The organism is Martelella mediterranea, assembly GCF_021021415.1.
In the GTDB taxonomy this organism is placed as follows: Bacteria; Pseudomonadota; Alphaproteobacteria; order Rhizobiales; family Rhizobiaceae; genus Martelella; species Martelella mediterranea_C.
The window spans coordinates 1-9982 of sequence record NZ_JAINWJ010000075.1 but is presented as its reverse complement, the minus strand read 5'-3'; the positions used below and the strand labels follow the sequence as shown (position 1 = coordinate 9982).

The window sequence follows — 9982 nt, the reverse complement described above, 5'->3', positions numbered from 1 at the left end:
TTTTCCGGACCGCTAGAGATGGGCTGCCACGCTTCCCTGCGGTCCGCCGCGGCGCAGATCCTTGCCATGCCGGGGTCAGGCTATGCTGGCATATTGGCCGATGGCGTTGGCTTTCAGATAAAAGTCCTTCGGGCGGCGGATGTGGCTTTCGATGATGCGCCACAGCCGGTCGGCGTCGCCGGCGGAGAGCGCATCGATCATTTCAAAATGCTCGGCGATCGCAACCTCGCGGATTTCGCCGCTGGTAAAGGCGCGGGTGCGGATGGGATGGGTGGCGAAGGTGTAATGCTGGATGGCATCGGCAAGCTGGCGGTTGCCGCATGCGCGGTAGAGCGTCTCGTGAAACCTGTTGTTGAGTTCGAAGACTGCGCCGAACTGCTGCTTGCGGGATGCCTCGCGGTGGCGGCCGGCGATCTCGGTCAACGCTTCGATCGTGTCAGTGGAGGCCGGCTCGCTGAAGTGCCGGGCCGCCTGCCGCTCCAGGCATTCCCGGATCTCGTATAGCTCCTCGATCTCGCGGATCGAATAGTCGCGCACATGCACGCCCTTGTTGCGCTCGCGGACCACGAGGCCAGTTTTTTCCAGCTCGGCGAAGGCGAGGCGGACGGCGTGGCGGGTCGCACCGGTCCGCGCGATAATCTCGTCCTCCACCAGCCGTTCGCGGGGATGGCGGTGACCGGAAATGATCTCGCGCTGCAGTTCGCGGTGCACATCCTCCCAGTTTTTCGGTTGTTCAGACACGTATCGCGCACTCCAGTCCCGATTCACAAATCTCTGGCGACATTAGCATATTCCCAAGGGAACACAATTATCGTTGACATTATCGATAATAATGACGATAACGCCGGAAACGGGAGGACGATGTGTATCGGATAGGCAGTGGAGCGGGCTTTTCAGGCGATCGGGCGGATGCGGCCATCGCCGTCGTCGCGGAAATCGCCGCGGCAGGCGAGGGTGGCGCGATCATGTTCGAGACGCTTGGCGAGCGCACCCTCGCGCTCGGCCAGATCGCCAGAGGCCAGGACGCCACGCGCGGCTATGAGCCGCTGCTTGAAGATATCCTCACCCCCATCCTGCGCCCCGCCCACGCGGCAGGCATCACCATTGTCGGCAATTTCGGCGCGGCCAACCCGCCGGCCGCCGCTGCCACCATCCGCGCGCTGGCCGACAGGCAGGGCATTGCCGGGCTGAAGATCGCCATTGTCACCGGCGACGATCTCCACGGCCGCATGGACATCGCAACCGCCGAGCGCTGGGACGGTGACGGACGCCTGCCGGAATTCACCGGCGAGATCGTCGCCGTCAACGCTTATATCGGTGCTCGCGCCATCGCCGAGGCGATCGCCTCCGGCGCCGATGTTGTGGTCACCGGCCGGGTCGCCGATCCGGCGCTGGCGCTGGGCCCCCTCGTTGCCCATTATGGCTGGGACTGGAACGATCTCGACCGGATCGCAGCCGGCACGCTCGCCGGTCACCTGCTGGAATGCGGCGCGCAGGTCACCGGCGGGTATTTCGCCGATCCGGGTTTCAAGGATGTGCCGCGCCCGGCCGAGATCGGCTTTCCGATCGCCGAGGTGGAGGCAGATGGCGGCTTCGTGATCACCAAGCCCGCCGGCACCGGCGGTGTCGTTAGCGAGCGTACGGTCAAAGAACAGCTTCTTTACGAGATCCATGATCCGGCGGCCTACCTCACGCCCGATGTCACGCTCGACATCAGCGAGGTCACGGTGCGCCAGATCGGCGAGGACCGGGTCCGCGTCGAAGGCGCGCGGGGCAGGGCGGCGCCGGAGAAGCTCAAGGTCACGGTCAGCTATCACGGCGACTTCTTCGGCGAGGCCGAGATTTCCTATGCCGGGCCGAATGCGCTCAATCGCGCGCGCCTGGCCCAACAGACGATCCGCGAGCGGATCGCTCTTCTGGGCCTCGATGTGCGGATGCGCTCGGATATTTTCGGCACGGTCAGCGTGTTCGACGCCGATTCCGGCGTCATGCTGTCGCAGTTCACCGGCGGGCCGGACGGCGATTACCGCGTCCGCTTCGCCTTTGACGGCGACGACCGCAGGGCGGTCGAGCGCGCCGTCGCCGACGTCAATGCGCTTTACTGCTGCGGGCCGGCCGGTGGCGGGGGCGTGCGCCAGAGCGTGCGCCCGCGCGTGCGCACGCTTTCCTATCTGGCCCCGCGTTCGCTGGCGACGCCGTCATTTTTCTTTCTCGGCGAGGAAACCGCATGAGCCAAACCGTCACCCTGCACCAGATCGCGCACGGCCGCTCCGGCGACAAGGGCAACCGGTTGAACGTCAATGTGATTGCCTATGAGGCGCGGCACTGGGACGTGCTGCTGGAACAGGTCACCGAGGAACGGGTTGCGGCCCTTTTCGCCCATCGCGGCGCAACCCGGGTAAAGCGTTACGAACTGCCGCGCCTCAACGCGCTGAACTTCGTCATCGACGACGCGCTGGAAGGCGGCGTCAATGCAAGCCTTTCGACAGACACGCATGGAAAATGCCTGTCGTTTCTGGTGCTGGGGCTTGAGATCCGGCTGCCAGCCGAAACGGCGCCGGCATAGCAATTTAACGGCCCGCGAAGGGCAAAGGGAGGAGAACCGAAATGGCATTCTGGACAAAAACCACCAAGACGTTGCTGCTGTGCGGCGTTGCCGCCGGCGTCGGCGTTGCCGGCGCTAAAGCTCAGGATTACCCGCAGGGCGGGACGCTGCGCGCCGCGATCTCGCAGATGGCGCCGTCGCCGGACCCGGTGGTGACCACATTCGGCGTCAACTGGATGACCGCCACCATCGCCTGCGAAGGGCTTTTCGCGATTGACGAGAGCTGGACGCCCCAGCCGATGCTGGCCGACAGTTTCGAATATAGCGACGACGGCAAGACGCTGACGGTCACGCTGCGCCCGGACCTGAAGTTCCACTCCGGCGCGCCGGTGACTGCGGCGGATGTCGTCGCCTCGCTCAATCGCTACAGGGACTCCGCCGGCATCGGCGCCGCCCTGAAGAACGCCACCGCATCGATCGAAGCGGTCGACGACACAACCATCCGCTTCAATCTCAACACGCCGACCGCGATCGTGCCCGGCCTGATTGCCAGCGCCCAGGCGGCAATCATGTCCGCCAAGTCGCTCGAAGGCGCGTCCGCGACACAGGCGACCACCGGGCTCGATTGCACCGGCCCGTACCAGTTGACGAGCTACCAGCCCGATCGCGGCGCGGTGCTGACCCGCTGGGACGATTACCAGGCCCGGGAGGAACCGTCCTCGGCCTTTACCGGCAAGAAGCACGCCTATGCCGATGAAATCGACCTGATGCTGATGCCGGAGCCGTCCGTGCGCCGCGATGCGCTGCTGACCGGCCAGATCGACATCGCCTATGAACTGCCGACCGATTTTTACGACGCGCTGCAGGCCGATTCCGGCACTGAGGCCGTGGTCGTGCCCAACAACCAGTCGCTCACCGTGGTGTTCAACACTAAGCAGGGCCCGGCAGCCGACGTCAATCTGCGCCGCGCGATCTATTACGCGCTGGAAATGGACCCGATCATGCTGGCCTCGGTCGGCAATCCGGAGTTCTACACGCTTGATCCGAGCTGGATTCCCGACCCGAATTCCTTCTGGTACACCAAGGCCGGCGTTCCCGACGGTTTCGGCACGCCGAAGCCGGATCTGGTCAAGAAATATCTCGACGAATCCGATTATAACGGCGAGCCGATCCGCTGGCTGGTCGCGGCCGAGCAGTATCAGAAACATTTTCTGACCGCCGTCGTCGCCCAGCAGCAGCTCGCTGATTTCGGCATCAATGTCGAACTCGTCGAAAGCCCGATGGCCAATTATATCCAGTCGCGCGCAAACCCGGAAGACATGGACGCGTTCTCGAGCTTCCTGCCGACCTATGTCGATCCGACCTCGATCGCCTATCTCAATCCGAGCTATCCGGGTTTCTGGACCGACCCGGAAAAGATGGAGCTGATGGAGCAGATCGCTTCGACCATCGACCAGGATGAGCGCAAGACGATCTTCGAAAAGATCCACACCCTGATCTACGACCAGTTCCCGTTCATCAAATACGGCACGGAAGCCAATATGTACGGCATCCGCAGCGGCGTCGGCAATGCGCCGGCCGTGCCGAGCCGGGGTTACGACCTCTACAACGTCGCACCGCCGCAGAGTTGAGATGAGCGTGACCGAGACCGATACCAACGAGCCGGGGATTGGCGAGCGGGAAACGTTCGCCAGCGCCAACAGGAGCGTGTGGCTGAGACTGGCAACCAACCCGACAGCGGTGATCTCGATCGCGCTTCTGGTGTTGATCAGCCTCAGCGCCATCCTCGCGCCCGTGATCGCGCCCGGCAATCCTATGCGCATCAATCCGGTGGACCGGTTCCAGCCGCCGGGTTTCGCCCATCCATTCGGTACCGACAATCTCGGTCGCGACATGTTCAAGATGGTGCTTTACGGGGGGCGGACATCGCTCCTCGTGGGGCTGATCGTCACCGCGATCTCGATGAGCGTCGCGGTGATCTTCGGGGCGATCTCCGGTTTCTATCAAAAGGTCGACATGGTGCTGATGCGCTTTGTCGACGGGCTGATGGCGTTTCCGGGCATCGTGCTGGCAACGGCGGCCGCCGCAATCCTCGGGCCCTCCAGCCGCACCGTCATCATCTCGCTGTCGATCGTGCTGATCGCGCCGTCGCTCAGGGTGGTGCGCGGACAGGTTCTGGTGGTGCGCGAACTGCAGATGATCGAGGCGGCGCGCGCTGTCGGCGTTCCCACATTGCGGCTGTTCACCCGCTATATCCTGCCGGCCGTCAGCTCGCCGATCCTGGTGCAGGCATCCTTCATCTTCTCCGCCGCCGTTCTCGGCGAGGCGGCGCTCAGCTTCATTGGCGTCGGCATCGGCCCGCGCGAACTGAGTTGGGGCAACGCGCTGACGGAGGCCCGCAACTATATCGCCGCCGCGCCTTGGATCGTCGTGTTTCCGGGGCTGGCGCTGATGCTGACGATCCTCGCGCTCAACCTTCTCGGCGACAGCCTGCGCGATATTCTCGACCCACGTCTGGCACGGAGGCGCTGACATGCTGCGATATCTTGCAAAACGCTTCCTGATGATCCTGCCGACGATCTTCGTGCCGCTGCTCCTGGTCTTCCTCCTGCTGCGGCTTTCGCCGGGCGATCCGGCGGGCATGATGCTCGGCGATCAGGCAACGCCGGAGCAGATCGCCGCGCTCAGGGCCGAACTCGGGCTCGACCAGCCGATCTGGACCCAGTTCATCATCTGGCTGAAGGATATTCTGACGCTCAATCTCGGCGATTCCATCTTCTTCCGCAAACCGGTGATGGAGGTGATCCCGCCCTATGCCGCCGTCACCATCCAGCTTGCCGCCGTCGGGCTGGTGCTCGCCATCGTCTTCGGCGTCACGCTCGGAACGATTTCGGCGATGAAGCGCAACAGGCCGGTCGATCGCGCCGTCGTCACCTCGGCGGTGCTCGGCATCTCGCTGCCGGAATTCTGGTTCGCGCTTCTGTTGATCTTCGTCTTCGCGGTGACGCTGCGCTGGTTCCCGGTCGCCGGCTACAATCCGCCGTCCGCCGGGCTGATCGCTTTTGCCTCGACCATTTTCCTGCCGGCGCTGGCGCTCGGCATCCGCCAGTCCGCGCTGATGACCCGGATGATGCGCTCCTCCATGCTCGACGTGCTGAACGAGCCCTATATCACCACCGCCCGCGCCCAGGGCCTGCCGGAAAGCAAGGTCATCGGCCAGTATGCGATGCGCACGGCATCGATCCCGGTGGTGACCGTGGCCGGCCTTTCGGCGGGCTACATGCTCGGCGGCGCGGTGGCGATCGAGATCATCTTCGCCCTGCCGGGCCTTGGCCGCATGCTGGTCGAGGCCGTTGGCCGCCGCGACTATCCGCTGGTGGAGGGGGGCGTGCTGACGATCTCGCTGGTGCTCGCCGTTCTCAACCTGGCGATCGATATCGTCTATGCCTGGCTCGACCCGCGGATACGCTACCAATGACCGAGACACCACCTCCCGTCGTCCTCGATGTCGAGGGCCTCAACCTGTCCTTCCGCACCCCGAACGGCCTGCTGCCGATCATCACCGACGTCTCATTTGACGTGCGCCAGGGCGAGGCCGTGGCGCTGGTCGGCGAATCCGGCTGCGGCAAATCGGTTACCGCCAGCGCAGTGATGGGGATCGCGCCCGACAATGCCGAGATCAGCGGCCGGATCACGCTCAACGGTCAGGTGATTTCCGACCTGCCGCCGAAGAAGCGCCGCGCGCTTTGCGGCCGGCATATGGGCTTCATCTTTCAGGAGCCGATGACGGCCCTGCACCCGACGCTCACAATCGGCCGGCAGATGACGGACTCCATCCGCCACAATCTCGGCCTTGGCCGTGCTGCGGCGACGGATCGCGCCGCCGAACTGCTGGACCGCGTCGGCATTCCGCGCCCGCGCGACATCCTGAAGGGCTACGTCCACCAGCTTTCCGGCGGCATGCGCCAGCGGGTGATGATCGCGCTGGCGATCTCCTGCGGCCCCTCGCTCGTCATCGCCGACGAGCCGACGACGGCGCTCGACGTCACCATCCAGGCGCAGGTTCTGGACCTGCTCGACGACATGCGTCGCGAGCTTTCGCTCGGCATGCTGTTCATCACCCACGACCTCGAGGTCGTCGGCGATTTCTGCGACCGGGCGGTGGTGATGTATGCCGGCGACGTGGCGGAGCGGGGCAGGGCGGCCGATATCGTCCGCCGGCCCGAGCATCCCTATACCAGCGGTCTGCTCGCCGCCGTGCCCGCCGATGACGATATTCGCGACCGGCTGACGCCCATTCCCGGCAGCGTGCCGCCGGTCGGCCAGTGGCCGAAAGGCTGTCGGTTCGCGCCACGTTGCGCGCGCGCCGACGCGGCCTGTCTTGAACGGCCGCGGCTTGAACCGAAACGTGCGACCGAAGCCCGGTGCTGGCATCCGATGGAGGAACAGGCATGAGCGAACCTCTCCTGAACGTCACCGGCCTTTCGAAGAGTTTCAGCGCGGTCCAGGCCGTGCGCGGCGTCGACCTTGCGATTCCCAAGGGCAGCACTTTCGGCCTTGTCGGCGAATCCGGCTCCGGCAAGTCGACCACCGCCCGGCTGGTGCTGCGGCTGATCGAGCCGACATCCGGCGAAATCCGCTTTCGCGGGCGCGACCTGTCGAAACTCGGCGCGGCCGCGCTGCGCGCCGAACGGCGGCATATGCAGATGATCTTCCAGGACCCGTTCGGCTCGCTCAATCCGCGCATGTCGGTGCGCGAGACGCTGGTCGAGCCGCAGCTCGTCCACGGCGTCGGCACGCCGGCTGAACGCGTGCGCACCGCAGCCCGCCTGCTTGACGAGGTCAGCCTGCCGCAGGCTGCACTCGACCGGTTTCCGCACGAGTTTTCCGGAGGGCAACGGCAGCGCATCGCGATCGCCCGCGCGCTCGCCACCAATCCCGAGCTGATCGTCGCCGATGAGCCGGTTTCGGCCCTCGACGTATCGGTACAGGCGCAGGTGCTCAACCTCATGCGCGACCTTCAGGACCGCCACAACACCACCATGCTGTTCATCTCCCACGATTTGCGGGTGGTGCGGTTCATGTGCGACGAAATCGCGGTGATGTATCTCGGCGAGATCGTCGAACAGGGCCCGAGCGCGCGCATCTACAGCGCGCCGGCGCATCCCTATACGAAGGCGCTGCTCGATTCCGTGCCCGGCAAGGGCCAGGAACGGCGCGCGCGGCTTTCCGGCGAGATCCCGAGCGCGCATGCCATTCCCTCGGGCTGCGCGTTTCGCACCCGCTGTCCGCTTGCCTTCGACCGCTGCACCCGCGAAGCGCCGGTGATGCACGCGACCGGCGGCGGCCAGCGCGCGGCCTGCCATCTTCTGGAAGAGAGCGCCGCATGAGCACCGACAGGGCAGTTTCCGCAACCAGCCGAAAGGCGACCTATCACGGGCTTTCAGACGGGAAAACGGCGCGGTTCCTGAATATCCGCTATGCCGCGCCGCCGCTCGGCCGATTGCGTTTCCGCCCGCCGCAGCGGATCGAAAACGAGGGCGATATCGATGCCCGCCAACCCGGCTTCGCCCCGCCGCAGCAGCGCAACGATCCGCCCGCCTGGGCGCCGCGCGGCGCGGGTTTTGAAACCGGCGAGGATTGCCTCAACCTTAATATCTGGACGCCGGCGGTCGACGGGGCAAAGAGGCCGGTCATCGTCCACGCCTTCGGCGGCGGGTTTCAGACGGGGTCAGGGCAGGGGACGTTTCATGACGAGGCTGGCTTCGTTGCCCGTGGCGATGTCGTTCTGGTGCGCCCCAATATGCGCGTCGGCGCGCCGGGCTTCCTGCACCTCGCCAAAGCCTTCGGCCCTGACTATGCCGCCGCCAATCGCGGTATGCTGGATTTCATCGCGGCGCTTGAATGGGTGCGCGACAATATCGCGGCCTTCGGCGGCGATCCGGACAATGTCACGCTTGCCGGCATGTCGTCCGGGGCGTTTACCATTTCGGCGCTGTTCGGCGTCGATGGCGTGGCCGACCTTTATCGCCGCGTCTGGGTGATGAGCGGCCCGGCATGCCGGATCATCGATGCCGATACGGCGACAGACATGGCCGCCGATTTTCTCGCCCGTGCCGGCATTGCGCCGGGCGATGAAGCAGCCCTTCAGGCGATCGGCATCGACGACATTCTCCGTCTGCAGGGCGCGGTGCTGGCGACCCATCTCGGCGAGCGCAATGCGCCGGGCGGGCGTACATTCGGCATCGTGCTTGATGGCGCAAGCCTCGCCCGCCACCCGATGGACGGCCTTGCCTCGGGCCGTTCCAAAGATCACCGCATCGTTGCCGGCTGGACCCGCGACGAGGCGCGGATGTGGTATGCCATGGGCGTGATGCCGGCGGTGGAAGACCGCGCCGGCGTGCTGCGCACCATCCGGCTGTTCTTTCCCATTGACGCAGAGGCGAGGCTCGCCGCGATGGAAAAGGAACGGCCGGGCGCAGCCTTTAGCGAATACGAGGAAGTCTTCCTGTCGCGCACCATTTACCGCGATCCGGCCATGGCCATGCTCGCCGTCCATCGCGACACTGGTGGCGTCGGCTACGGCTACGAATTCCGCTGGACCCCGCCCGGCGAAAACGCCCGCCTCGGCGCCGCCCACGGCTTCGACGAACCCTTCGTCTTCGACAGCATCGACCGTTTCCCGCTTGTCCGTGGGGACGGGGATGCCCCCGCTCTCGCTTGCGTCATGTCCGGCGGTCTGCTCAGCTATGCGCGCAACGGCGATCCGGGCTGGCCATGTTTCGGCGCGGAGGCCTTCCGCAAATCATGGGGCAGCCCGGACGACGGCTGAACCTCGCGCCCGCCGCCAGGGAGGCCCCCACACACCGTTTGGAGTGCGGCGGAGATCGCCTCCCGGCCCGCCGAATGACACCCGCTTTTCCGTTTTCGGCCCCATATCGGCCAGTCCGTGGCGCAACTTGTTGCCCAAACTAGAAAATCAACGCCAACACAGCTGGCGAACGACGGGATCGCCGGTACATATCCCCTCAAGACCTTGATCCCGCCGACGCTATGCAGACCACAAACTTTGAGGGCAGACCGACGGATGCGTAAGTCGACAGCAGCGGCCGGCGAAGCTGCACCATGGCATTGATCGTGCCGCGCAGAAGAGAATATGCCGTCAAACGCTGCTCAGAAGCAGGCTGGTCTCACTGTTGGAGACGCCCTCGATCATCCGGACCTCGCGCAGGACCCTGTCGAATTCCGAAAGGGTCGATGTGCGGATATTGGCGACGAGGTCCCAGCTGCCATTGGTCGTGTGCAGCGAATAGACCTCCGGCAGGCCGCGCAGCTTGCGGATGACCTGGGTCGTCGATTTTCCGACGACCTCGATCATCATCACCGCGTGAACCCGGTCATCAACTCTGTTTGATGGTTTGGTCTCTGATCCTTGCA

At 65.1% G+C, this 9982-nt stretch carries 10 protein-coding genes; 8 read left to right on the top strand and 2 right to left on the bottom strand.

The window, feature by feature from the left end:
• Window positions 1-75 precede the first annotated feature (75 nt).
• Window positions 76-741, bottom strand: a complete 666-nt coding sequence (locus tag K7H91_RS24875) for a GntR family transcriptional regulator (RefSeq protein ID WP_230722857.1) — start codon at window positions 739-741, stop codon at window positions 76-78.
• A 122-nt stretch (window positions 742-863) separates the two neighbouring features.
• On the opposite strand from K7H91_RS24875, the gene K7H91_RS24870 reads away from it, so the two are divergent.
• Genes K7H91_RS24870 through K7H91_RS24835 form a run of 8 tightly spaced genes read left to right on the top strand, consistent with a single transcriptional unit; the run spans window position 864 to window position 9377 of the window.
• Window positions 864-2231, top strand: coding sequence for an acyclic terpene utilization AtuA family protein (locus K7H91_RS24870; protein ID WP_230722856.1), 1368 nt, complete (start codon window positions 864-866; stop codon window positions 2229-2231).
• Window positions 2228-2566: a hypothetical protein gene (locus tag K7H91_RS24865; RefSeq protein WP_230722855.1), complete on the top strand. Its 339-nt coding sequence runs from the start codon at window positions 2228-2230 to the stop codon at window positions 2564-2566. The genes K7H91_RS24870 and K7H91_RS24865 overlap by 4 nt, the downstream gene beginning before the upstream one ends.
• A 41-nt stretch (window positions 2567-2607) precedes the next feature.
• Window positions 2608-4176, top strand: coding sequence for an ABC transporter substrate-binding protein (locus K7H91_RS24860; protein ID WP_230722854.1), 1569 nt, complete (start codon window positions 2608-2610; stop codon window positions 4174-4176).
• A 1-nt stretch (window position 4177) separates the two neighbouring features.
• Entirely contained in the window at window positions 4178-5077 is a 900-nt protein-coding gene (locus tag K7H91_RS24855) for an ABC transporter permease (protein ID WP_230722853.1), read from the top strand.
• A gap of 1 nt (window position 5078) precedes the next feature.
• Window positions 5079-6023 (top strand): ABC transporter permease, encoded by a 945-nt coding sequence (locus K7H91_RS24850; protein ID WP_018064556.1) that lies wholly within the window; start codon window positions 5079-5081, stop codon window positions 6021-6023.
• A complete protein-coding gene (locus K7H91_RS24845) occupies window positions 6020-7000 on the top strand; it encodes an ABC transporter ATP-binding protein (RefSeq protein WP_230722852.1) in 981 nt (326 codons plus the stop codon). Before K7H91_RS24850 ends, K7H91_RS24845 begins: the two co-directional genes overlap by 4 nt.
• Window positions 6997-7935 carry an ABC transporter ATP-binding protein gene (locus K7H91_RS24840; RefSeq protein WP_230722851.1) on the top strand — a complete coding sequence of 313 codons (939 nt, stop codon included), beginning with the start codon at window positions 6997-6999 and terminating at the stop codon, window positions 7933-7935. Before K7H91_RS24845 ends, K7H91_RS24840 begins: the two co-directional genes overlap by 4 nt.
• Entirely contained in the window at window positions 7932-9377 is a 1446-nt protein-coding gene (locus tag K7H91_RS24835) for a carboxylesterase/lipase family protein (RefSeq protein ID WP_230722850.1), read from the top strand. The genes K7H91_RS24840 and K7H91_RS24835 overlap by 4 nt, the downstream gene beginning before the upstream one ends.
• Before the next feature lie 330 nt (window positions 9378-9707).
• On the opposite strand, the gene K7H91_RS24830 is transcribed toward K7H91_RS24835, so the two are convergent.
• Window positions 9708-9982 (bottom strand): Lrp/AsnC ligand binding domain-containing protein (locus tag K7H91_RS24830; RefSeq protein ID WP_230722849.1); only part of this gene is annotated, 275 nt, incomplete at its 5' end.